20 protein-coding genes are annotated in these 25382 nt (G+C 37.0%); 14 read left to right on the top strand and 6 right to left on the bottom strand.

Annotated features, from left to right (window positions below; genetic code table 11):
- The first annotated feature begins 10 nt into the window (after nucleotides 1–10).
- From allE to arcC, 7 genes are all read left to right on the top strand, one after another.
- Nucleotides 11–796, top strand: coding sequence for a (S)-ureidoglycine aminohydrolase (gene allE, locus V192_RS0113865; RefSeq protein WP_025872725.1), 786 nt, complete (start codon nucleotides 11–13; stop codon nucleotides 794–796).
- 20 nt (nucleotides 797–816) lie between these two features.
- Complete coding sequence (allD, locus tag V192_RS0113860) at nucleotides 817–1884, top strand: ureidoglycolate dehydrogenase (RefSeq protein WP_025872724.1); 1068 nt, start codon at nucleotides 817–819, stop codon at nucleotides 1882–1884.
- Nucleotides 1885–2102: 218 nt separating this feature from the next.
- Nucleotides 2103–3152 (top strand): ureidoglycolate dehydrogenase, encoded by a 1050-nt coding sequence (allD, locus tag V192_RS0113855; RefSeq protein ID WP_025872721.1) that lies wholly within the window; start codon nucleotides 2103–2105, stop codon nucleotides 3150–3152.
- 122 nt (nucleotides 3153–3274) lie between these two features.
- Complete coding sequence (fdrA, locus tag V192_RS0113850) at nucleotides 3275–5032, top strand: acyl-CoA synthetase FdrA (protein ID WP_025872719.1); 1758 nt, start codon at nucleotides 3275–3277, stop codon at nucleotides 5030–5032.
- 135 nt (nucleotides 5033–5167) lie between these two features.
- Complete coding sequence (locus tag V192_RS0113845; RefSeq protein ID WP_025872717.1) at nucleotides 5168–6436, top strand: YlbE family protein; 1269 nt, start codon at nucleotides 5168–5170, stop codon at nucleotides 6434–6436.
- A 3-nt stretch (nucleotides 6437–6439) separates the two neighbouring features.
- A complete protein-coding gene (locus V192_RS0113840; protein ID WP_239644693.1) occupies nucleotides 6440–7291 on the top strand; it encodes an oxamate carbamoyltransferase subunit AllH family protein in 852 nt (283 codons plus the stop codon).
- Nucleotides 7292–7304: 13 nt separating this feature from the next.
- The gene (gene arcC, locus V192_RS0113835) at nucleotides 7305–8243 is read left to right on the top strand and encodes a carbamate kinase (protein ID WP_025872712.1); all 939 of its coding nucleotides are present in this window, start codon (nucleotides 7305–7307) and stop codon (nucleotides 8241–8243) included.
- Nucleotides 8244–8299: 56 nt separating this feature from the next.
- On the opposite strand, the gene V192_RS0113830 is transcribed toward arcC, so the two are convergent.
- The gene (locus V192_RS0113830; protein ID WP_025872709.1) at nucleotides 8300–9940 is read right to left on the bottom strand and encodes a PucR family transcriptional regulator; all 1641 of its coding nucleotides are present in this window, start codon (nucleotides 9938–9940) and stop codon (nucleotides 8300–8302) included.
- A gap of 713 nt (nucleotides 9941–10653) precedes the next feature.
- On the opposite strand from V192_RS0113830, the gene V192_RS0113825 reads away from it, so the two are divergent.
- The 6 genes from V192_RS0113825 to V192_RS0113800 all read left to right on the top strand — a co-directional run bounded on the left by V192_RS0113825 (nucleotide 10654) and on the right by V192_RS0113800 (nucleotide 19394).
- On the top strand, nucleotides 10654–11862 hold the full coding sequence (locus V192_RS0113825) for a pyridoxal-phosphate-dependent aminotransferase family protein (RefSeq protein WP_025872707.1): 1209 nt from the start codon (nucleotides 10654–10656) through the stop codon (nucleotides 11860–11862).
- A 212-nt stretch (nucleotides 11863–12074) separates the two neighbouring features.
- Nucleotides 12075–13340 carry an MFS transporter gene (locus V192_RS0113820; protein WP_025872705.1) on the top strand — a complete coding sequence of 422 codons (1266 nt, stop codon included), beginning with the start codon at nucleotides 12075–12077 and terminating at the stop codon, nucleotides 13338–13340.
- Between the two features lie 71 nt (nucleotides 13341–13411).
- A complete protein-coding gene (locus V192_RS0113815) occupies nucleotides 13412–14632 on the top strand; it encodes a dicarboxylate/amino acid:cation symporter (RefSeq protein WP_025872702.1) in 1221 nt (406 codons plus the stop codon).
- A 174-nt stretch (nucleotides 14633–14806) separates the two neighbouring features.
- Complete coding sequence (gene allW, locus V192_RS0113810) at nucleotides 14807–16267, top strand: allantoin permease (RefSeq protein WP_025872700.1); 1461 nt, start codon at nucleotides 14807–14809, stop codon at nucleotides 16265–16267.
- A gap of 166 nt (nucleotides 16268–16433) precedes the next feature.
- Nucleotides 16434–17801: an allantoinase AllB gene (gene allB, locus V192_RS0113805; RefSeq protein ID WP_025872698.1), complete on the top strand. Its 1368-nt coding sequence runs from the start codon at nucleotides 16434–16436 to the stop codon at nucleotides 17799–17801.
- A 261-nt stretch (nucleotides 17802–18062) separates the two neighbouring features.
- The gene (locus V192_RS0113800; protein WP_025872696.1) at nucleotides 18063–19394 is read left to right on the top strand and encodes a hypothetical protein; all 1332 of its coding nucleotides are present in this window, start codon (nucleotides 18063–18065) and stop codon (nucleotides 19392–19394) included.
- A 111-nt stretch (nucleotides 19395–19505) separates the two neighbouring features.
- Here the strand turns inward: V192_RS0113800 and V192_RS0113795 are convergent, their stop codons facing one another.
- A complete protein-coding gene (locus V192_RS0113795) occupies nucleotides 19506–19847 on the bottom strand; it encodes a YrdB family protein (protein ID WP_025872694.1) in 342 nt (113 codons plus the stop codon).
- A 135-nt stretch (nucleotides 19848–19982) separates the two neighbouring features.
- Between V192_RS0113795 and V192_RS0113790 the strand changes: the two genes are divergently transcribed.
- Complete coding sequence (locus tag V192_RS0113790; protein ID WP_025872693.1) at nucleotides 19983–20330, top strand: winged helix-turn-helix transcriptional regulator; 348 nt, start codon at nucleotides 19983–19985, stop codon at nucleotides 20328–20330.
- 147 nt (nucleotides 20331–20477) lie between these two features.
- On the opposite strand, the gene V192_RS0113785 is transcribed toward V192_RS0113790, so the two are convergent.
- The 4 genes from V192_RS0113785 to V192_RS0113770 all read right to left on the bottom strand — a co-directional run bounded on the left by V192_RS0113785 (nucleotide 20478) and on the right by V192_RS0113770 (nucleotide 25354).
- Nucleotides 20478–21224 (bottom strand): SDR family NAD(P)-dependent oxidoreductase, encoded by a 747-nt coding sequence (locus V192_RS0113785; protein WP_025872692.1) that lies wholly within the window; start codon nucleotides 21222–21224, stop codon nucleotides 20478–20480.
- A 241-nt stretch (nucleotides 21225–21465) separates the two neighbouring features.
- A complete protein-coding gene (locus V192_RS0113780) occupies nucleotides 21466–23388 on the bottom strand; it encodes a PTS fructose transporter subunit IIABC (protein WP_025872691.1) in 1923 nt (640 codons plus the stop codon).
- A gap of 302 nt (nucleotides 23389–23690) precedes the next feature.
- Nucleotides 23691–24605, bottom strand: a complete 915-nt coding sequence (gene pfkB / locus V192_RS0113775) for a 1-phosphofructokinase (protein ID WP_025872689.1) — start codon at nucleotides 24603–24605, stop codon at nucleotides 23691–23693.
- Nucleotides 24602–25354 (bottom strand): DeoR/GlpR family DNA-binding transcription regulator, encoded by a 753-nt coding sequence (locus V192_RS0113770; RefSeq protein WP_128080826.1) that lies wholly within the window; start codon nucleotides 25352–25354, stop codon nucleotides 24602–24604. Before V192_RS0113770 ends, pfkB begins: the two co-directional genes overlap by 4 nt.
- Nucleotides 25355–25382: the final 28 nt, after the last annotated feature.

The following is a 25382-nucleotide window of genomic DNA, read 5'->3' as shown; positions in this document are numbered from 1 at the left end:
GAAAATAAAAATGGGTTATAAAAATAATCAAACAGGTTATCTAGATGGTTTATTATCATCTAGAGCTGTTATCAAAAAAAATAATTACGCTTTGATCCCTCATGATGGGTTAGTAAATAATGTGATTCCAGGTTTTGAAAATTGTGATTGCTCGATTTTGGGTTCTAAACAATTAGGCGCAAATTTTGTTGATTATATCATTACAATGCACAAAGACGGTAAAAACCAACGTGGTTTCGGCGGCGAAGGTGTAGAAACGATTGTTTATGTGATTGATGGTGTGCTAAATGTTAATGATGGTACAGAGACGCACAAATTAACAAAAGGTGGCTATGTATATTTACCAGCTAGCACATTGATGTATCTAGAAAATGGTCAAGAGGCTGATACAGAAATCTTCTTATACAAAAAACGCTACCAACCATTAGAAGGTTATGAAGCGCATAAAGTAGTTGGCAATGTAAATGATATGGAACCAATCGAATATGAAGGCATGAAAGACGTTCTTTTATGGGACTTTTTACCTAAAGATTTAGGTTTTGATATGAACTTCCACATTCTTTCATTTGAACCAGGTGCAAGCCATGGGTATATTGAAACGCATTATCAAGAGCACGGTGCTTACTTACTTTCTGGACAAGGCATGTACAATTTAGATAATGAATGGATGCCAGTTGAAAAAGGCGATTACATCTTTATGAGTTCATATGTACAACAAGCAGCTTATGCTGTAGGTCGTGATGAGCCTTTAATGTATGTTTACTCAAAAGATTGCAACCGAGACCCAGAAATTTAATTTGAAGAGGAAGTTTAAGAATGAATGAAACTGTTGTAGTGAAACCAGAAGAATTGCATGATTTGATCGAAAAAAAATTAACGACAGCTGGTTTAAAACCAGAGCATGCAGATGAAGTGGCGACACATTTGGTATTTGCGGATGCATGCGGTATCCACTCACATGGAGCCGTTAGAGTAGAATATTATGCAGAACAAATCGATAAAGGCGGCGTAACGCTTGATCCAAACATTGAATTTGAAGAGACTGGACCAAGTTCAGGAATCGTTCACGGTAAAAATGGCGCAGGACAATTCGTTGCAGATGTTGGTCTTGGTTATGCGATCGATATGGCGAAAAAATCTGGAGTGGCGGCTGTTGGCATCTCAAAAATCAGCCACAGTGGCGCGTTATCTTACTATGTGAAAAAAGCGGCTCAACAAGATTTGATTGCAATTGCAATGTGTCAATCAGATCCGATGGTTGTGCCATTTGGTGGGAAAGAAAATTATTTCGGTACAAATCCAATTGCCTTTGCGGCACCAAGAAAAGGTCATGAACCTGTTGTTTTCGATATGGCAACTACGGTTCAAGCTTGGGGCAAAGTCTTAGATGCTCGTTCAAAAAATAAAGATATTCCAGATACATGGGCAGTTGATAAAGATGGAAAACCAACAACTGATCCTCATAAAGTCAACGGCTTATTACCAATTGCTGGACCAAAAGGCTACGGCTTGATGATGATGGTAGACATCTTATCTGGCATGCTGTTAGGTTTACCATTTGGGAAACACGTTTCTTCTATGTATGACGATATAAGTAAAGGGCGTAATGTTGGTCAAATGTATATTTTGATCGATCCAAAACGTTTCACAGATTTAGAGATGTTCAAAGAATCAGTGAACGGTATGGTAGAAGAGCTACATGAGATTCCGGCAGCAGACGGATTCGAGCAAGTCTATTATCCTGGTGAAATCAATCAAATCAACTATGAAAAATCAATGGCAGAGGGTATTGATATCGTAAAAGATATTTATGATTATTTAAAGAGCGATACACTTCATTATGATCGCTATGAAAATACAAATGCTTTTGGTGAGAAAAAATAAAATTTTTTGAACTATGATGCTTCATGAAAATGTTGTTTAGTTCGTATAAGTATTAGCGAAGCGGAGAATTGTTGTCGTATGGTATTTAGCTACGCGGGCTAGCTTCTCGGAAAAAAGATAAAAATTGAATGAGGCAAAAAGCACCTCAGTCAATTTTTCCTATTTTTCTGTCGAAGCTGAAAGAGCCCGCTTCGCTTTAAAATAAGGAGGCGTTTTAAATGAGAGTAAAAAAAGCGGATTTACATCAACTGATCAAAGATAAGATACAAAAAGCTGGTTTGTCGGAGGAACATGCAGGAATCGTAAGTGATGTTTTAACTTTTGCAGATGCTAGGGGAATTCATTCTCACGGTGCAATGCGTGTAGAATATTATTCAGAAAGAATAGTAAAAGGCGGTATCACGAACGATCCTACTTTTTCTTTTGAACAAACAGCTCCTAGCTGTGGTATGTTTGAAGGCGATAATGGTTCTGGTTTTGTTGCAGCAGAAAAAGCCATGGATTTAGCCATTGAAATGGCTAAGAAAAACGGTGTCGCTGTTGTTGGAGTCCGTAATATCTCTCATAGCGGAGCGCTTGCTTATTATGTAGAAAGAGCTGCAGAACAAGATATGGTAGCACTTTCTGTTTGCCAATCTGATCCAATGGTTGTACCATTTGGAGGAAGCGAACCTTATTTTGGTACAAATCCAATTGCCTTTGCGGCACCTAGTAATGACGATCGTGTGATTACGTTTGATATGGCGACAACGGTTCAGGCGTGGGGCAAGATTCTTCATGCTCGTTCTAAAAAAGAAGCCATACCAGATTCATGGGCGGTAGATGCCAAAGGAAACCCGACAACTGATTCAACAGCAGTAAATGCATTGTTGCCGATTGCTGGACCTAAAGGCTATGGCTTAATGATGATGGTGGATATTTTATCTGGTATTTTATTAGGCGTGCCATTTGGCAAACACGTGTCTTCCATGTATCATGATTTATCTAAAGGCCGCGAATTAGGTCAGCTTCATATTGTGATCAATCCAGATTTCTTCATTGGTTTAGAAGTATTTAAAAAGAACATCTCAACAATGTTGGATGAACTAAAAGAAATCAGCCCGAGTCCTGGTTTTACTGAGGTTAATTATCCTGGTGAACGAGGACGCGCACGTGAAAAAAATTATGAAGAAAATGGAATTGAAATCGTAGATGATATCTACGAATATTTAGTAAGTGACGATATTCATTATGATCGTTATGATCACAAAAATAAGTTTGCAGAATAATATTCTGTAAAATAAATTATCTAGCTACGCGGGCTAGCACTACGCTCTGCTTCGATCGCATCAATTTTTTCTGTCGGAGCTGAACGAGCCCGCTACACTTTTAAACAAACGGAGGAATTTCAATGCTGCATACAATAATTAAAGCGAATAGCTATCAAGATTCTATCGTATTGATGTTATTAACAAACAAATTAAATACAATCGATGGCGTTCATAATGTTTCAGTTATGATGGGAACACCTGCTAATAAAGACATTTTCAAAACAGGTGGTTTATATACAGATGAGCTAGAAAAAGCATCTTCAAACGATATGGTGATCGTATTAGATATTGAAGACGACTCATTGATCGACCAAGTATTAGCAGAAATCGATGTATTTTTAGAAGAACAAACCAAAGGTGGCGGCGACGCTTCAGGTGAAGAAGTCGTAAAAACTTGGGACAAAGCCTTTGAGCTTGGCAAAGATGCTGGTGTAGTCGTTTTCTCTATTCCTGGTACACACGCAGCACTTGAAATTGAAAAAGCATTAGATGAAGGCAAACATGTCTTCTGTTTTAGTGATAATGTCGCGATTGAAGATGAAAAACGCTTAAAAGAAAAAGCACATGATGCAGGACTTCTATTAATGGGTCCTGACTGTGGTACTGGGATCATCAATGGTATTCCAGTAGCCTTTACAAATGCTGTCCGTAAAGGGAAAATCGGTGTTGTTGGTGCTTCTGGAACAGGTATTCAAGAAGTAACGACGATCATCCACAAACTAGGTGGCGGAGTGACGAATGCAATCGGTACTGGTGGGCGTGACTTAAAAGCTGAAATTGGCGGAATTACATTAAAAGACAGCATTATGACATTAGAGAAAGATCCTAATACAGAAGTGGTCGTTGTCATTTCGAAACCACCTGCACCAGAAGTTCGTGATGAAGTTTTAAATCTTTTAAGAAGCATTTCAAAACCTGCTGTAACAATTTTCTTAGGTGAAAAACCAACATCTCATGAAGAAAATCTTTATCGTGCGTATACATTAGAAGAAGCAGCACAAACAGCTGTTCAATTATTGAATAAAGAAGCTGTCACAGCAGTGAAAGAAACCTTATCAGTTCCTACTCATTCTTTCAAACCGGAACAAAAATATGTCAAAGGTTTATACTCTGGCGGAACGCTAGCTTATGAAGCAGCAATGTTGATCAAAGAAGGATTAGCTTTAACCGGTGATGAACATGCACCAGAGGGCTTTATCTTACAAAATCAAGGACATGAAATCATTGATTTAGGTGACGATGTTTATACACAAGGCAAACCTCATCCAATGATCGATCCGACAAAACGCAAAGAAATGTTAGAAGAAGCAGGCAAAGATCCTGAAACAGCAATCATTCTTTTGGATGTTGTATTAGGTTATGGTTCTCATGCTAATATGGCGCAAGAATTAGCACCAACAATCAAAGAAATCAAAGCCCAAGCAGCAACTGATGGTAGAGAATTATTTGTAATTGGTACAATTGTTGGGACAGACGAAGATCCGCAAAATATTCATGAGCAAGAAGCAATCATGAAAGAGGCTGGTGTGATCCTTTGCGATAGTAACGCGCAAGCAGTTCGTTTAGCCTTGGCTATTTTAGATCATCCATTGACGCAAACTGATAAAGCAATCGAAGCCGCACCGGCAGTGAGCCCAGTTGCGATTGAACCAACAGAAGCAATGTTAGCATTATTGACAAATCAAGGATTTATCAATGTTGGTTTACGTAGTTTCTCAGAAGCAATCATCAATCATGGTGGTAAAGTGGTTCAGTATGACTGGCAACCAGTTGCAGGCGGAAACATTACATTGCAAAAAGCATTACAGTTCTTAAATAAAGTAGCATTAGCTAAATAAATTATCCAGCTTACTGAGCTAACTCCTCAGAACATAGATGAAAATAGTTTGTGGTAAAAAGCACCACATTCTATTTTTCCTATTTCCAGTGGGAGCTGATCCAGCTCATTCAGCTTTTAACGGAGGAAAATCAAAATGTCATATAAAACAATCGATGAAGCAAACCAAGCGGTAGCAGCAAAAATCGTTGCTGGTTCTCCGTTCTTATTAGATGTCGTTCCAGCAAATTCAGTAATCGAAGAATTGAATGAAGGCAAAGTCCTATTACATGCAGGTCCTCCAATCACTTACGATAAAATGGTCGATCCAATTCAAGGCGCTTGTGTAGGTGCAGTTTTATTTGAAGAATGGTGTGAAACAGAAGAAGAAGCAAGAAAATTGTTAGAATCTGGTGAAGTCAAACTGATACCTTGTCATCATGTGAATGCGGTTGGACCTATGGGTGGAATCACTTCTGGAAACATGGCAGTCTTAGTTGTTGAAAACAAAACAGACGGCAATCGCGCTTTTTGTACGATGAACGAAGGAATTGGTGCAGTGTTACGTTTTGGTGCTTATTCTGATGAAGTAATTACTCGTTTAAGATGGATGAGAGACACTTTAGCACCTGTTTTAAGTGCTGCATTAAAAACAAAAGAAGATGGCTTAAACATCAATGTATTGGTTGCTAAAGCAATTGCTATGGGAGATGAATTCCATCAACGTAATATTGCGGCATCATTAGCATTCTTGAAAGAAATGGCACCGATTATTGTTGGGTTGACTGAAATCGACCAAACAAAACGTGAAGAAGTTGTTCAATTCTTAGCAGATACCGATCAATTCTTCTTAAACATCATGATGGCTTCAGCTAAAGCTGTTATGGATGGCGCTAGACAAATCCAAGAAGGAACAATCGTTACAGCGATGTGTAGAAATGGTTATGAATTTGGTATCCGTATTGCTGGTATGGGTGATGAATGGTTCACAGGACCGGTCAATACACCTCAAGGATTATATTTCTCTGGCTTTAGTGAGGCAGACGCTGCTCCTGATATGGGAGATAGTGCGATCACTGAGACATTTGGAGTTGGTGGTATGGCGATGATCGCAGCACCTGCAGTTACTCGTTTTGTAGGTTCAGGCGGATTCTACGATGCGTTGAATACAAGTAATGAAATGACAGAAATTTGTATTGATACAAATCCTAATTTCCCAGTTCCAACTTGGGACTTTAAAGGAATCTGTCTTGGAATTGATGCACGAAAAGTTGTTGAGACAGGGATTCTTCCAGTGATCAATACAGGAATCGCAAATAAAAAAGCTGGCTTAGGTCAAATTGGTGCAGGAACAGTAACACCGCCAATCGACTGTTTTGAAAAAGCAGTTTTAGCTTATGCAAAAAAATTAGGTTTTACAGAATAAAAGGTGAAGACATTGTTTGTTAATGCTCGATTTATAGATGAAAGTCTTCTAATCAATGAGACTGAAGCGCAAAAATGGTACGTTCATAGCAAATATAAAAATAGTTTCAATATTCAAGATGAGAGGAAACAACAGTTAGTGGTCATAACGACCACTAACTATCCTTTTATGCCGAATGGAATTTATCTGGAAGTAGCTGATTTCTCAAGGTTATTGGCAATGGTTGAGATCGGTGAACAAATAACTTGGAAGCAAAACATTCTACAATTTTCTAGCAATCATCTGTTTCTGATGCATGGTCAACGCTATTCATCTGTGATGGAAGGAACGGAAGAGTTAGTGGAGAGCAGTCTTAAAAAGCTATTTTCATATGTAAACACAATAGTGAAAGAAACGGGGAGTCAAAATACATTGGCTCAGTTTATAGAAACTATCGATCCATTTAGCGAAGCTGTTCATCTTTTATGCTTGGAAGATCGATCGCAGCAAGAATCAGGTCTGAGTTTTCTTTTAGGTAGAGGATTAGGACTAACGCCATCTGGTGATGATATGGTCGTTGGACATTTGGCTGCAAGAATGCTATTGAAAGAAGAAAATTCGATATTAATACATTTACTTACTGAACTGTTAACGGGACGGTCTCTGACAACAGATATCAGCAAGCATTATTTGTTATGCGCACTATCAGGTCGTTTTAGTGAACCAGTTTTAAATTTAGTAAAGGCATTAACAACAAACAGTAATGAAGAGCAAATCGAAAAAGCTGTCAAAGCAATTATTAGTGTAGGTCACACATCAGGTGTGGATTTATTGGCAGGCTTAATAACTACAATAAAATTTTTTAGGAGTAAATGAAGGAGGATTTTTTATGGCAAATCGCGTCGTAATCGCATTGGGAGGCAATGCAATTTTAAAACCAAACCAAGAGGCAACACTTGAAGTGCAATTAGATAATGTTAAACTGAGTGCGGACTTGGTTGCAAAAATAGAAGAGATCGATTATGAAATCGTTTTAACACATGGAAATGGCCCCCAAGTCGGGAATATTTTAAGACAAAATGAAGAAGCAAAAGATGTGGTACCACCATTTCCTTTAGATGTCTGTAATGCAGAATCACAAGGATTTATTGGGTATATGTTAGAACAAAGCTTGAAAAATTCATTGGAAACAAAAGGACTGACGAGTAATGTAATCACATTATTGACCCAAACAGAAGTGTCAGCCGATGATGATGCATTCAATAATCCAAACAAACCTATCGGAATTTTTTATTCAGAAGAAGAAGCAAAACAAATGGAGCAAGAAAAAAATTGGGTAATGATGGAAGATGCTGGACGTGGCTATCGTCGTGTCGTACCTTCACCACAACCAAAAGCAATTCATGGTGTAGATGCAATCGTTAATTTACTAAATCGTAATACAATCGTGATTGCAGGCGGTGGCGGTGGAATTCCTGTCGTTCGTGATCAAGATGGTCTATTAAAAGGAATCGAAGCGGTTATCGATAAAGACCGTACAGGTAAAAAATTAGCAGAACAAGTTGATGCAAATGTCTTTATGATGTTGACAGACGTAAGCAATGTCTACATTAATTACGGTAAAGAAAATCAAGAAAAATTAGAAACAATTTCTGTAAAACAAGCACAACAATATATGGATGAAGGTCACTTTGCTGATGGTAGTATGGGACCAAAAATGGAAGCAGCTATTGGTTTTGCAGCGCAAGGAAAAACTGCGATCATTTGCTCTTTAGAAGAAGCAGATCAAGCTTTATTGGGTAGAGCTGGAACAAGAATCACAGGATAAATCTAAATAAATAGAAGTTGGAAGAGACAAGCAACATTTCTTCCAACTTCTATTTTTTATTGGTGCTGATTCGAGCGTTCAGATAATTCTAAAGCTAAACGTAAATTCAAGCTATTATTTGGATCTTGAATACTTTTTCCGAGTAATTTTGCACAATGGTCGATTCTGTATTTGATTGTGTTTCGATGTAGATACATTTCTTTAGCGGTTTTTGATATTTCACACTGAAAACTTAAATAACACTGTAAGGTTTTACGTAGTTCAATAAATGAATCTTCAACAGGATAAGCAAGTTCCTTTAAAGTGGTCTCACAAAAATAATGAATATCTTCAAGACTCATTTTTTCAAATAAACTTTTCATCCCTTTAGGATGATAGCGATGAGTCAAGGAACCACTAGTCATCGTCAGCATTTCTTCATAAGCCGTTTTAGCCTCGATGAAAGAATTGGCGATTTGTTCAACACTTTCATACAAATTACCTAAAGCAAAGGTTAACGTAATCGGTAATTTTTCGGAAAGTTCCAATGATAATTCAGCTAGAATCCTTTCTAAATCATCCACTCTGCTTTGAATCAAAATGGCTAAGTGATTCGTATTTTTCACTTTAAAAATACTGATATGCTTGATTCTAGGCGGCAAAGTTTCTTGAAGCCATTGAAAGGCGACATCACTTTCTTCTTGTTGATATTTGATCTTTGTAGCGGTAGTTGTTGTTTGGCTGCAAACAGCATAGACAACTTGATATTGAGTACTTTTCTTTAATCCGTAATTTGCACCAAGATCGAGCCAATCACGCCTGGATTGATGAGGTGTTTGTTGATATTCGATTAGTTGAGCTAAAAAATCACTTTTAAGAAAATCCAATGATTCCTGAACTTTTTGATTTTTATACAACATAAAAGACAACACTAAACAAGCTTGCTCAACTGCAAATTCTGACATTGGATATGGGACCTGTTGTGGATTTAAAATAAGTAAATAGTGTGGAAAATAACTATTTACAATAACCGAGAATCCAGCAATTTGAAGTGCTTCTTGGTTTAAATCCTTGATCATGAAGGAAGCATGACTATCTTCGTTCCAATTATCATATTTGCTGACTAGCTGTTCAACATAATACTCAGCAGGTTTTGAAGTCTGTGTAAAATGTTTTGAATGCGCGATTACTTTTCGATAAGGACTTAATAAAATGACAGGTGTATTGATCATTTTTCCAAAATCTGCGATAAAACGAGCGATACTCACGTCATGGATCAGTAAATCAGAAAAACGTTTTTGAATGTCTAAAGCATAACTTAGTTGCTCAGTTTTGGTATCCCACAAATAGTTCAGCAGTTGGTGTAACAAAGCACCTAATGGTTGAGTACTTGGCACTTGAACCAATGGAAAATCGATCTCATTGGCATAATCTACAATAGCTGGATCAATTGTTTCAATAAAACGTCCAACTTTTATACCGATCCCAGCAGCTTCTTGCTCTTTTAAAGAATCGATTAAAGCAATTAGCTCCTTTTGATTATTTTTATAAACCATGGCTGTTGTTAAAAGAAAAATTTTCTTTGGAATAAAATTGGCCACATCAGGTGTTTCAGAAATCTCGATACTTTCAACGACTGTATCGGATTTTCTAGGATTTGTTAATAATTTTAGATCGGAAAATCTTGGTATTTTTAATAAATCTTCTAAAGTAGTCAATGGATTTCCTCCTAATATTAAAAGCGGAACAAATCGGTTAATCCTAGAGAAAATTAGGATTGATTTGTACAGCTAGATAACTTGCGGTAACAACGTTCCGCTTTGCTTCACCTTGTACTTTTCAACATCAGTTCACTTCGTTCTCTGTGTTTTAAAGCAAAAGCACAATGAGTTCGTTCAGCCTTGACAGGAAAATAGGAAAAGATGAGGGTGGCGTTTTTTGCCACAATCTTCTTTTATCTTTTTCCCGAAAGGTTAGCTCATGAAGCTAGATAACTTGCGGTAACAACGTTCCGCTTTGCTTCACCTTGTACTTTTCAACATCAGTTCACTTCGTTCCCTGTGTTTTAAAGCAAAAGCACAATGAGCTCGTTCAGCCTTGACAGGAAAATAGGAAAAGATGAGGGTGGCGTTTTTTTTGCCACAGTCGACATCCTCTTTTTCCGAAAAGCTGGATGATCATTGTATGAATGAGTAGCTCCGTCATATTAAACCAACTCTTTCTAGACGAGGAGCAGATATGAGAGCGATCAATATTAATAGATCACCTTGTTAGATTTCTGTATATATCTCTATTCTAAATGATAGCGTATGCAGATTCAAGAAAGGTTTGTATATAATAACTGAAAATTTTAATTTTTTATTCAAAAGTGACAATGACTTTTTCGGAGATAAGGGTAGGATGAAATTAAAACGGAAAAGAGGGAATCGTTATGTTTTCAGAAATATCAGTACCAAGTAGAACCATCATGACTCCAGGACCAGTTGAAGCTCATCCTGTAGCATTAAGAGCGATGTCCGCTTCTATTTTAGGACAATTTGATCCAGCCTTTTTACAAATTATGGATGAAGTAAAAGAAATGATCAAGATTCCTTTTGGAACAAAAAATAAGCAAGCTTTTGCAGTCGATGGAACATCTCGTTCTGGATTAGAAGCAGCCTTGATTGCTTTGATTGAACCAGGGGACAAAGTCTTGATTCCAGTCTATGGTCGTTTTGCGTATCTTTTAGGAGAAATCTGTGAACGCGCTAAGGCAGAGATTCACTATCTTGAAAAAGAATGGGACGCACCATTTGAACAAGAAACAGTAATTGAAGAAATCGAAAAGTTTCAGCCTAAAATCGTTGCTATGGTTCATGGTGAAACGGCCAATGGGCAAATGCAATCAATGGAAAAAATCGGTCAACATTGTAAAGCGAATGATATTTTCTTTGTTGTGGATATGGTTGCAACATATGGTGGTGTGCCGCTTGAAGTAGATGCTTGGGGTGTCGATATCGCAATTGCCGGAACACAAAAATGTGTAAGTGTTCCTTCAGGTTTATCTTTGATTACTTATAATGACCGGGTAGAAAAAGTTCTTACGAGCCGTTATCAAAAAGAATTAGGGTTAAGCAAAGATATTCGTAATGATAATCACATCAGTAGTAATTATCTTGATTTGAGCCAGTTACAGCGTTATTGGAGTGAAGAGCGAATCAATCATCATACAGAAGCTACAAGCATGATCTACGGACTGCATGAAGGCTTACGCATGATGTTAAAAGAAGGTATGGATAATGTGTATGCTCGCCACGCTCAAAATGATCAAGCGATTGTTGCCGGAATAAAAGCAATGGGCTTAGGTTTTTATGGGGATTTATCAACTAAAATGCCGACTGTTACACCTATAATGATTCCAAATGGGATCGATGGTGAACAGGTTCGTGCGCTAATGTTAGACGAATTCGGCGTAGAAATCGCCTCATCTTTTGGTGCGCTGCAAGGAAAAGTTTGGCGTATTGGAAATATGGGCTACAGTAGTAGAAAAGCAAATGTTCTTCATGTACTGTCCGCTTTAGAAGGTGCTCTTAATTATTACGGGGCTGATATCAATAGAGGAGAAGCCGTCAAAGCTGCATTAAGTATTTATAAAAAATAGAAATAAAAGTTAAATTATTTGTGCGAAAGAACAAGTGATTGTTCGTTTTGCACAATTTTTTGGCAAGTTTGTGAAAATTAATGATGCGTGAAAGTTTGCTACCGCTTACAATTGTTAATGAATAAGAAGTTGTTTGCTTATAAAATTGATGTGAAATTGCACAAAGATTTTACTTATCAAGTTTATAAAAAATAACATATGGAGGAAAAGACATGGATGCTAAAAGTAAGGGTTCAGGAATGGATTATTGGAAAAAAATTGTTATTTTGTTATGTGCTGGTTGGGTAACGATATGGGTATATCGTTCAGCGTTATCACCTGCATATCCACAGATCAATGCGTCACTTGGCGGAAATATCACGGATACAGCATTAGGCTTTATTTCTACTTGTTATTTCTTTGGGTATGTAGCAATGCAGATTCCAGCAGGTTTTTTAGTAGATAAAATCGGAAAGAAAAAAGTTTTGATTCCAGGTTTTATTGTTTTTGGATTAGCAGCGTTATTGATTTCTCAAGCTACGAATATCCAAATGATTTATGTTGGTAGTGTTTTAGCAGGTTTAGGTTGCGGTTCTTTCTATGGATCGGCGTATTCCCTAACATCTCAAAACATTCCTAAAGAAAAAAGAAGCTTTTCTACTGCTATTGTAAACAGCGGGTCAGCAGTTGGTTCAGGTCTAGGCTTGATCTTATCTAGTTTCTTAGTTGTTCAATTACAATTCCCGTGGCAAACAATGATGTATATCTCAGTAGCATTGATCGTTATCATGCTGATCGCATTTATTGCAATTATTCGTAATAATAAAGAAGATGCTGAATTCTTAGCACAATCTGAAGTAGCAGAAGCAGCAGAAGTGAAAGAAGAAACAGTTGTAGAAAAAGAACATGTATCGATCAAAAAATTATTCTCACCAAAAATGTTATTTGCTTATATTTTATACTTTGCAACTTGTTATGGCTATTATATGACGGTTACATGGTTGCCGAACTTTTTAGGAACTGAAAGAGGCTTTGAAGGTGCAGCAATTGGTTTTTCTGCATCATTGGTAGCTTTTGCTTCAATTCCAGGAGCGTTGTTCTTTAGTCGTTTAGCAGATAAATATATGCATAAAAAAGTTCAATTTATCGTGATTTTAGAACTGCTAGCTGCAGCAATGTTGTTATTTACAGTACAAGCTACAAATTCAACATTCTTACTGATTAGCTTGATTATGTACGGTTTCTTAGGAAAACTTGCGGTAGAACCAATTATTATTTCATGGCTTGGTGAAAATGCACCTAAAGTGGGAATTGGTACAACACTTGGCGTATTCAACTTTTTCGGAATGATGTCATCTGTTATTGCACCAACATTAACTGGTTCAATTTCAGATGCAACTGGTTCAAAAGTAATGGGCTTTTATATTTCCGTTATCTTATTGGTTGTAGGAACGCTTCTATTTTTATTAGCTAACTTGAATAAAAAGAAAAGTGCATAAGTTAAACAAAATTTTTACTGGTAGATGGTTAGAAAGTTGTCAGTTGGTATCTTAAAGTGAGGAACCTAGTCATGAAAAAAATTCGCAACATAAGTATGACAAATCAAGTGATGATCGCCACTATACTAGGAGTTGTAGTAGGGATCATCTTCCAAGAAAAAGTCGAATCGCTCAAAGTTATTGGAGACTTATTTCTGCGTTTAATTCAGATGTCTGTAGTTGTTTTGATTATGGGAGCAGTGATTGAAGCCGTTGGTGGCTTAGCGGCAAAAGAGCTTGGGAAAATCGGTTTGAAAGTATTTATATGGTTTATGGGATCGACGATCTTAGCTGCTGTGATAGGTGTTTTGTTTGGACTGTTGATACAACCAGGCAAAGGATTAGAAGTTAGTGGTTTTGAGGTTGGCAACATTAAAGCCAGCACAGAAAGTCTACAAGAAATTATTGTTGATTTTGTTCCAAAGAATATTATTGAAGCAATGGCGCAAGCGAATATGATACAAGTGATTATTTTTTCATTACTATTTGGTTTAGCGTTGAGTTTGATCAAGGATAAAGACAAAAATTCAATTTTACTTGAGGTCGTTTCAGCTTTCAATAATGTTATTTTGAAAATGGTAACGCTGATCATGAAACTCGCGCCAATCGGTATTTTTTGTTTAATAGCTCCTGTAATAGGAACTATCGGCACAGGTGTACTGATTACACTAATGAAATTTTTATTGACCCTTGGAGTCAGCGCCCTATTGTTCTTGATCGTTTGGTTACTGATAACAGCATTGTATTGTAAAGTAAGTGTTAAAAAATTGGCACAAAATATGTGGAGAATGTCGATTGTTGCATTTACAACGACATCATCAGCAATTACTTTACCCATACAAATTGAAGATGGTCGAGATAAATTAGGCATTAGTGATCGTATTTCAAAACTAGTCATGCCTTTAGGAATGACATTAAACAGTAATGGTTTAGCGATGTTTTTGTCATTAGCCATCGTAACATTTGCACAATTTTATAATATCCAAATGGGAATAGGGGAGCTAGTAAAAGCTGTCTTGTTGTCAACACTAGCCTGTCTAGGTACAGTAGTTGTCCCTGGCGGAGGTTTAGTAGCACTTGCTACAGTTATGCCTATGTTAGGTTTACCTACAGAAAGTATCGCGCTTTTAGCAGGAATTGACTGGTTTTCTGGTATGTTCCGAACCTTACTAAATGTTGATGCTGATACAACGGTAGCTTTGATCATTGCTGCCGATGAAAAAGAACTAGATTATGATGTATTTAATGCATGATTAAGAACATTGATAAAATGAAATATACCCTTGAAAATTGGATTTATAGCTGATTTTCAGGGGTTATTTTATACTAATGTTCTTTTAAAGAAAACAATATTCAGTATACAGGACTAATTGTATTTTAAATTTGAATTGATTTATGGATTTGAGCGTTTAAAAGGAGGCGAAATAATGGGAAACCATGATTATCAAATCACGGAAGAAGAACTTCAACGTTATCGAGAGCGAGGATACAATGAAGATCTGTTACCGAAACCGTTGTCCAAAAGGATGATGGGCAAGATGAACTACTTTACATTGTGGATGGGTTCAGTACATAATATCCCTAACTATACCGCTGTTGGAGGATTTTTATTTTTAGGATTATCACCAATCAATATTATGTTGGCTTTAGTGATCAGTGCAATGGCAGTCGCTTTATTTATGACCTTTAATGGTCGGGCAGGCTCAAAATATGGTATTCCTTTTGCTATTCACTTACGTTCAACTTATGGCGATATCGGTGCAAAACTACCAGGGTTTCTCAGAGGGTGTGTTGCGGCGATTGCTTGGTTTGGATTACAAAATTATACAGGTTCCCTTGCGCTTTTGATTTTGATTGGCAAAATTTGGCCTGACTTTTTAGTTTTAGGTGGGGATAGGATGATCTTGGGAATTTCGGTTCCCGGATTGATCTCTTTTACGTTATTTTGGGTTGTAAATGTGTTGATCGGTTTCGGCGGAGGTAAGATTTTAAATAAATTTACAGCAATTTTGAGTCCGCTGATTTATATCGTTTTTGGCGGAATAGCAATTTGGGCGATTAATGCAGCTGGTGGTCTTGGACCTATTTTATCCTATGATGTTGTAGGGGCAACTCACAATATTTCACCAGTTTTTGTCTATTTGATGATCATCAATTCGGTTTTAGCCGTTTGGGCAGCACCAGGAGCTAGTGTTTCAGATTTTACTCAAAATGCGAAATCAACAAAAGATCAAACGATTGGTCAAACAGCTAGCTTTTTAGTTGGCTATGGTATCTTTGCTTTTTCAAGTGTGGTGATTTTGATTGGCGGCTCGATTCGTTACGGAATTCAGGAATGGAATATCTTAAATATTGTGGATCGTTGGGACAATTCATTTGCGATTATTGTTGCGATGCTAGTATTCTTATTAACAACGGTATCTACAAATGCAACGGGAAATATTATTCCCGCTGCTTATCAGTTGTGCGCATTATTTCCTAAAAAGATCGATTATAAAAAAGGTGTGTTGATTGCCAGCGTGATTAGTTTTCTGATCATGCCGTGGAAATTAATGGAAAATGCAGCTAGTATTTTTATTTTCTTGAATACGATCGGTGCAGTCTTAGGACCTGTTGCGGGAACAATGATTGCTGATTACTATTTTGTTCAGAGACAAAAGATCGACTTGAATCAGTTGTACATGGATCCAAAATCTGACAATAGTCATAATATATACAAACGATTGAATAAACCTGCGTATGTTGCTACAGTTGTGGCATTAGTTATTTGTTTAAGTGGGAATTTCATTCCTGTTTTAAAAGTGATTTCGGATATTTCTTGGATTTCTGGTTTTGTATCTGCTTTTGTTTTATATTTAGTGTTAAGAAATTTTTTTGATAAGAAATAGGTCTAGCAAAATAGAACGTTGTTACCGTAAGTTATCTAGCTTCAAGAGCTAGCCTTGCTGGAAAAGGTAAAAAATAAATGAGGCCAAAAATGTCTCTGTCTTTTTTGCCTATTTTCCTGTCAGGGCTGACCAAGCTCACTCAACTTTTAAATTAGGAGGAAAGTAAATGATGCATGATTTAATAATCAAAAACGGTTTAGTTATTCTAGAATCGGGAGAAATTGAGACAGATGTTGCTGTAAAAGATGGATTGATCGTTGCTGTTGGAAATGATCTTGGTGAGGCGAATAAAGTCATTGATGCAAAAGGGCTAGTTGTTAGTCCTGGTATGGTGGATGCGCATGTGCACATTACAGATCCTGGCGGTGGTTACCGTGATCAGTGGGAAGGGTATATCACTGGAACTGCTTCTTGTGCGAAAGGTGGCGTAACGTCATTTATGGAGATGCCTTTAAACCAAGTTCCAGCAACTGTCGATGGTGAATCATTGGAAATAAAATACACTGCTGGAAAAGGAAAATTGAAATCAGATGTTGGATCATTTGGTGGTTTGGTGCCTTTCAACCTTACTGGTGGTATCCAAGAGTTGAATGATGGTGGAGTCGCAGCATATAAGTGTTTTATGGCAACTTGCGGTGATCGTAGTATTGATGGCGATTTTATGAATGTTGATGACTACTCTCTCTATGAGGGGATGAAGCAAGTCGCTAAGACTGGTAAAGTATTGGCGATCCACGCAGAAAATGCTGCGATTACAGATAAATTAGGTGAAATTGCCTATAGAAATGGTGAAACTACTTTGAAGGCCTACGTTGCAACGCGACCTGTTTTCACTGAAGTTGAACCAATTCGAAGAGCAATTTTGTTTGCTAAAGAAACAGGCTGCCGCATTCATATTTGCCATATTGCTTGCCCGGAAGGCGTAGAAGAGGTGACCAAAGCAAGAGCGGCAGGAGTTGATGTGACATGTGAAACGTGTACGCATTATCTTTATTTTGATACAGACGAACTAGATGCTATTGGCCCAATTGTAAAATGTTCACCGCCGATTCGTGATAAAGAAAACCAAAACGGCATGTGGGAAAAAATTCTATCAGGGGAGATTGATTTTGTTACATCTGATCATTCTCCATGCACACCAGATCTAAAAGATAAAGACAATGCTTTTGAAGCATGGGGTGGCATTTCTGGCGTCCAAAACAATGTAGATGTACTTTTTGATGAAGGTGTCCAAAAAAGAGGGATGTCTTTGAAACAATTTGCTGATATCATTGCTGCTAATCCAGCGGACCGTTATGATTTGGATCAAAAAGGCCGAATCAGTATTGGGAAAGATGCTGACTTTGTCTTGATCAAACCGAATGCTCCTTACACATTAAAAGCCGAAGATTTGGAATATCGTAACAAAATCAGTCCGTACATTGGTCGTGAAATTGGTGCCCAAGTTGTAGGAACGATTTTAAGAGGTCATGTGATTTATACAAAAGACGAAGGTGTCTCAGCTGATTTCGTTGGCACGTTTATCAAAAAATAAATAGGTCAACAGCGTTTAAGAGCAATTAGACATGAAAATAACTATTTTTATGGTCTGATTGCTTTTTCGATACCATAGATGAAATTCAAACCTTTGAAAAAAATACTTTATCTCTTGCAAACTTTTTTTTAATTGAAAGAGATAAAGTATTTTTTAGTTATTTAAAAGTTTTGAAGAGTTAAACTTTGATTTTAGAAGTATATTAGATGAAGTCTCTCTTTTTTTTCGCTATACTTGTCTTATAAGAATGAGGTGAGGCAAATGAAAAAAACAGAGAAAATGTATATGGTAATTCAACGGGCTAGTTTTTCTTTAGAAGAATTGCAACAAGATGTCTACGATTGGTTGAGTTTTTTACGAATTTTGACGGTTCCTGAAAACTGTCGCTTCGGTGAAGAAGAGGTACAGACGTTTGATTTACATGTAATTACTCATCGAATTCAACAATTGACAGAGAAAGAAAATGTATGGATCAAAGTAAATAGTCAAGACGGAGAATTTCAGCTCCATGTTTCTAAGTTGAATCTTCATGAGCGAGCAGTTTTAGATGGAGCTGTATTTTCAGCCTATCGATCAATAATCGAAGACTACTGTGATACTCGAATGAGCAAAAATGGCATTTACGGGTATATTCGCTCGTTGGATGAATATTTGTATAATAATGTGGAAATTATCGAAAAGAGAACATTTGAAACAGAAAAAGAGATTTCTGATTTACCTAAACGTTATAATAGTAAACAAGCGGTGATTGTTGATTGCAATCAACTGGCGGGTTATGATATTTATTTTAAAGGATTATGTTTGACTTCTTGCTGGAAAATGTATTATTCCAGTTTATATTTTCAAGTTATTCCAAAACCGATTTTTTTGGAAGTCCAACAAGTGCAATCTGTAGAAGAAATAACCAATCAAGTAATCAAAATAACGTTATTTAATGATCCATTTAATTGGATTTTGCCCGTTAATCAAAAATATCAACGGTTATTTAGAGATCAGATGGGCTATGATCAATTAGCTTGGAATAACGGTACAGGTGTGTTACGCCAGCCGTATATTGAATACGCTTTTGGAGAAGAGGTTATCCAGACTGTTCAATATCAAAATAGCTACTATCAGCCTATTGAAAAGAAACGTGCAACGTATTTCGTCACTAGAAGTTATGATAAGATCCACAAAAAATATGTAGTGAACCGGACAAGGGGAATTTTGAATGCGCAAGCTTATTTTCCCTGGATCGATGAGAAGAGTCGGAAGATGATGAATTATCGGGTGTTAGATCCCAAAATGGCAATTGATAACGGTCTTTCAGCATACGAATTTTATATTCGCCAGTTTTTAGAAATTGATGTCTTGGATCAAAAATATGATGATTTTGTTTCTGTGTTACGTTTTTATTTACCAAAAGAATCGATGCAGCAACTCCCTTTAGAAGCTTTATGGGATCAGCTTTTTGACATGAATATTAGCAATTTAAAGCAAAAAGAAGTCTCTATACGTTTTGATTTGAAAAAGGCTAAAAATCATCTGCGTGTTGTGTTTTTAGATTCTAGCCATTTGGAATCGATCCATCAAACAATGGATATCAGTGAATAGTGATGTTTAAAAAAGACTAAGGAAGTCAAGACAAAAGCATCTAACTTCGAGAAAATTGGGTGTTTATTATCTATTAAAAATATGCGTATTACTTGTTCAAAAGTAGCTACACTACAGAGTTTTAAAATAAATACTGAGTCCTAGGTTGATCAGAACAAAAAATCCAAAGATAATTGTTGAAGTAGTATGACCCATGCTGAATAAACAATAAATCACGATGGCATAAATTATGCTTTTTACTAAAATAAGCCATAGCCCCTCTAATCGATAATTCGATGATGGAGCACAAAAAATGCTCCAAATGACAATTATTGACACAGGAAGCGACAAGCCAATTGTAACAGAGATAGCTTTCTTAATCGGTAGGTTGATCCCCCAATAACCCAAAATAAATATAGCTGATATCTCTAACAAAAAAGCGAGTAAGATATTACTATTTTTAATTAAATTCATTATGTTCTCCTCTTTCAGTATGATAAATATTTTATCTTTAATAATTACTCTCTTTGCCACTGTTTTCAGTATATAATAGTAGATAAATACATACAATTACGCACAAAAAAGTAAGTAGGGGCTGGAGGTAATCAATTGGAATTAGAGAAGGGGAATATCTGCACAGTAGAAGATCATGGTTTCGCAGACCTTGAAAAAGTCTTAGCAATGATCAGTGGTAAGTGGAAAATACAAATTATTTATCACTTAAGCGGAAACCAAAATATTAGATATGGGCAGCTCAAGAAAAAAATTCCTGCAATTAGTCACAAAGTATTGTCCGCACAATTAAAATATCTGGAGAAGGACGGTTTGATTTCTCGAATAGAATATCCTGAAATTATACCTCGAGTGGAATATCTACTGACCGATTTAGGAGCTAGTCTTCTACCAGTATACGAAGTTTTTAATCATTGGTATGACGAGAATAAACACCATTTTTAAAGTCGTAAAAGATAATTGTTTGTTAGACATTAAAACAGGATTTGCAATGAGTGCAAATCCTGTTTTAGCTTTATGATTCCTCTATTTGTTTATCTACTTTGTTATTTTTTGAAAGTGCGTGACAAAAACTTAGCTAAACGAGTGTGATCACAGTGCAATTCTGTCTCCATCAATCACTAATTCTGCACCAGTTACAAAACTGGCTTCGTCACAAGCAAGATAAATAATTCCATTAGCGATATCATCAGGTTTTCCTAAGTAGGGAAAATGAACCGATTTTTTATAAGTTGCTTTGATAGTTGGAAAAGTGGTCTCAATCATAGGTGTATCGATAGTGCCAGGACAGATTGAATTGACACGAATATTATGTTTAGCATATTCAAAAGCCGCTTCAAGTGAGACCGAGCGAATAACATCCTTTGCTGCAGTGTAAGGACTATTGTCTGATAAACCAACCAATCCTTCCAGGGATGAAACATTTACGATCGAGCCGCCTCCATTTTTTATCATAAAGGGAATGACTTCCTTGATACTGAACACGAGACTATTTACATCGATACTTTGAATTTTTTGCCAATCCTCAGCTAATAAATCTAACATCATTTTTGGAGCAGCAATGCCCGCATTATTAACTAACACATCGATTTTCCCATAACTTTTTATGGTATTAGAAATGACTTTCCGCCAACTTTTGACATTACTTATGTTGTGTTGAAACGCTGTAGCTACACCATTGAGCTGAGAGGTAGCTGAAATAACAGTAGAAAGCTTATCCATATTCTTAGCTGTGCAAACGACAATAGCCCCTTCATTGGCAGCTAATTTGGCTGTAGCTACACCAATACTGCTGTCGCATTCTGTAATCAACATTACTTTACCTAATAATCTATTCATATTAAAAAACCGCTATAATGAAAAATCATTATAGTCATCCTTTCTGATCAGTCTTAAAGATATTATTGTTTTAGTGAAGAAATATTTAATGCGTAAAGAGTGCATGTTTCTCAATTATAGTTTAATATAGATTTTTTTTTAAAGCGAATGATATAAACGTAAACGATCCAAATTTTGTGTCAAAGAAAAAACCTCAAGGAATAGAGAGCGTACTCTCTTTCGTTGAGGTTTAATAAGTTATTTATTGTGTAACTGGTTTTTTTACAATTCCTAAAATCAAAGCAGAAATAACTGCCCCGATTGCGATAAATACCAAATATAAGATTGGGTGACTAAGCAATAATGCTACAAAGATTCCGCCATGAGGAGCTAGTAGGCGAATCCCAAAACCACCGACTAAACCACCAGCTAATGCTGAACCAACAACAAAGCTTGGTATCACTCGTATCGGATCAGCTGCAGCAAATGGAATCGCCCCTTCAGTAACAAAAGATAGACCCATTACTAAGTTGGTCAATCCAGCATCTTTTTGGTCTTGCGTAAATTTATTTTTGAAGATCAACGTTGCAATAAAAATAGCCAATGGAGGAACCATACCACCTGCCATAACAGAAGCCATAATGATACTACCGCCTTCTGTAACAGTTGCAGCAATGGAAGCTGTCCCGAATACATAAGCTGCTTTGTTGATCGGACCACCTAAGTCGATCGCCATCATCCCGCCAAGTAAAGCGCCTAAAAGTGCGGCATTTGTTCCATCTAAACTTAGTAAGAAACCATTCAATCCATCATTGATAACTTTCATTGGAATATTAACTAAGAGCATTAATCCACCAGTAATCAGTAAACCAAAAACTGGATAAAATAGAATTGTTTTGATGCCATCAAGTGATTTAGGCAAACCTTTGAAAAGTTTTTTCAAGAAAATAATAACATATCCAGCAAGGAAACCACCTACTAAAGCACCTAAAAACCCAGCCCCACCGGTATTCGCTAACGCACCAGCAGCGAACCCTACAATCAATCCAGGACGATCAGCAATACTTGAAGCAATAAATCCTGCTAAGACAGGTAACATAAATCCAAAGGCTGCACTACCGATTTGATTGAACCAAGAAGCTGCTTCATTATAATTACCAAGCATACTTAGCTGATCTTGAGGAACACCAATAAATTGATCGATCATAAATGAAAGTGCGATTGCGATCCCGCCGCCAATAACAAAAGGAAGCATGTGAGAGACGCCATTCATCAGGTCTTTATAAATTCTTGAACCAACAGAACCATCGGCAGAACTATCTTCTTCACTTGTATCTGATTCAGAACTATGAAAGATCGGTGCTGAACCATTCGTTGCCAGTGTGATTAATTCTTCTGTTTTACGAATCCCATCGCTAACTGGACGGTTGACTAATTCTTTGCCATCAAAGCGATTCATTTCTACTTTTTTGTCGGCTGCAACAATGACACCATCTGCACGAGCGATGTCTTCAGCAGTTAGACGATTTTTAATTCCTTCAGACCCATTTGTTTCAACTTTGATCTCGATACCCATTTCTTTGGCTTTTTTCTTCAAGGCATCTTCAGCCATGTATGTATGGGCAATTCCAGTAGGACAAGCGGTAACAGCAACGACGAATTTACGGTTGGTATCCTGAGTGTTTTTAGAGGCTTCTTCCACTTGTTCTTGTTTTTCTTCGGCTTCTTTCGCTTCTTCGGCAGATTGAAATAGATTTTGAACTTCTTCTGGCGTTTTTGTTTCTTTTAATTTTGCGACAAAATCAGGATCAATCAACAATCTAGATAAGGCGGCCAATGCTTGTAAATGAGTGTCATTAGCGCCCTCTGGAGCAGCAATCATAAAGAATAAGTAAGTTGGTTGTCCATCTAAGGCTTCGTAATCAACACCTTTATTGCTTTTGGCAAATAGGACAGTAGCTTCTTTGACAGCACTATTTTTGGCGTGAGGCATGGCGATTCCATCGCCAAGACCTGTTGAAGTTTGAGCTTCTCGGTTTAAAATTCCTTCTTTGTAAGTATTGATATCAGAAATTCTACCGCCATCGTACATTTTTTGGACCATTTCATCGATCGCACCTTTTTTATCGGTCGCTTGCAGATCCATAATCATCACGTCTTTGACTAGTAAGTCTTTGATGTTCATTGTTTTTCCTCCTAATTTTAAAAGCTGAAAGAGCTTGGTCAGCCTTGACAGGAAAATAGGAAAATCAGAGGGTGGCGTTTTTTGCCACAATCAGATTTTATCTTTTTCCCGAAAGGCTAGCGCTTGAAGCTAGATAGTATAAAAGCTGAAAGAGCTTGGTCAGCCTTGACAGGAAAATAGGAAAATCAGAGGGTGGCGTTTTTTACCACAATCGGATTTTATCTTTTTCCCGAAAGGCTAGCCCTTGAAGTTAGATAGTATAAAAGCGGAACAAATCGGTTAATCCTATAGAAAATTTAAAGTTACTTAATTTTCTCAATGTCCACTTCTGAAATTAATTCATTGATAAGATCAGCAGATGCTAAGTCATCTGAAAAAGCAGTAGCGCTGCCACAAGCAACTCCCCACTTGAACGCCTCAATTGGGTCACCATTTTTAGCAAATGTTCCGACAAATCCAGCAATCATCGAATCGCCAGCGCCTACAGAGTTTTTTAATGGTCGTTTTAATACGTTTGAGCGATAGATGCCTTCTTCTGTAAAGAGCAAAGCGCCGTCGCCAGCCATTGAAATAATTACATGTTTAGCACCATCTTCTAATAAACGTTCCCCGAATGGTAAAATATCTTCCATCGTTTGAAATTCAACATTGAATAGTTCAGCTAATTCATGGTTATTCGGTTTGATCAGTAGTGGTTTTTGAGGTAATGCATTTAATAAATCTTTGCCTGTTGTATCAATGATAAACTCAGCATTTTTATCTTTGATGATCTGAATCAATTCTTCATAAAACCCTTCACGTAGTGTTGCAGGTGTACTTCCAGAAAGGACGACGATGTCTCCTTCTGAAATAAGGCTTAATGCTTGCTTGAGGTCTTGCATTTCTTCGTTGCAGATAGCAGGTCCTAAACCATTGATCTCAGTTTCTGTTTCAGATTTTAGTTTGATATTGATCCGAGTATCTTCACGAACGGTTGTAAAATTAGTCTGGATTTGTTCTTTGGCCAACCAATCAGCAATGAAAGTCCCTGTAAATCCACCTAAAAAACCTAGTGCCGTTGATTCAGCATGAATCCTTTTTAATATTCTTGAAACGTTGATTCCTTTGCCGCCTGGTAACTTAAAGTCATTGGTCATTCGATTTAAATCACCTAATTTAAGACCTTCTACATGGACGATATAATCGATTGAAGGATTTAATGTTACTGTGTAAATCATTGTCCTGCCTCCTTGATCGTTGTTATTTTCTGAAATTGTTCAAGTAACTCTGAGGAACAGTGGTTGGTAAGTAGAGTCACATCCTGTAGCTCAGTTACTTTTGTGAAGGTTACTTTGTTTAATTTAGTTTGATCAACTAAAACATATGCTTCTTCTGCTTGGGCAATAGCCAAACGTTTTAAAGCAGCTTCTTCAGGATCAGGAGTGGTCAAACCAAATTCAAGATGGACACCATTCATGCCCATAAAGACTTTATTGAAGCGAAAATGAGCTAGTTGCTCCATCCCAGTTGCTCCGATAATTGCTTTTGTAGATAGTTTTAGCGCTCCGCCAAGAATGATCGTATTAATGTTTAGGTCGCCTAATTTCGCAGCATGATGGACAGAATTTGTAACAACTGTGATATTTTTACCTATTAAAAATGGCAGCATTTCTAAAGTAGTTGAACCAGCATCTAGATATATAACATCGCCATCATGAACAAATTCAGCAGCTAAAGAAGCGATTGCTTGTTTTTCTTGAGTGTTTTTGACTGATTTTTCAGTCATGTCTTGTTCAAAACCTAAATTTAGAATCCGTTTAGCACCGCCATGAACACGTTCAAGTAACTCTGCGTCCTCTAATTCTTGTAGATCACGACGAATTGTTGATTCAGAAGCGTTTAAAAGGGTAGATAATTCTTGAGATTTAACAACTGACTGTTGGTCTAGTAAACGTAAAATTGCTTGATGTCTTTCTTCTGTAAGCATTTTCACACCTCTTTTCAATGATTATAAT

Origin of the sequence: Enterococcus crotali (assembly GCF_000633635.1) — a bacterium.
Taxonomy (GTDB): domain Bacteria; phylum Bacillota; class Bacilli; order Lactobacillales; family Enterococcaceae; genus Enterococcus_L; species Enterococcus_L crotali.
The sequence above is the reverse complement of the archived record's forward strand: the minus strand, read 5'-3'. Positions and strand labels throughout refer to the sequence as shown.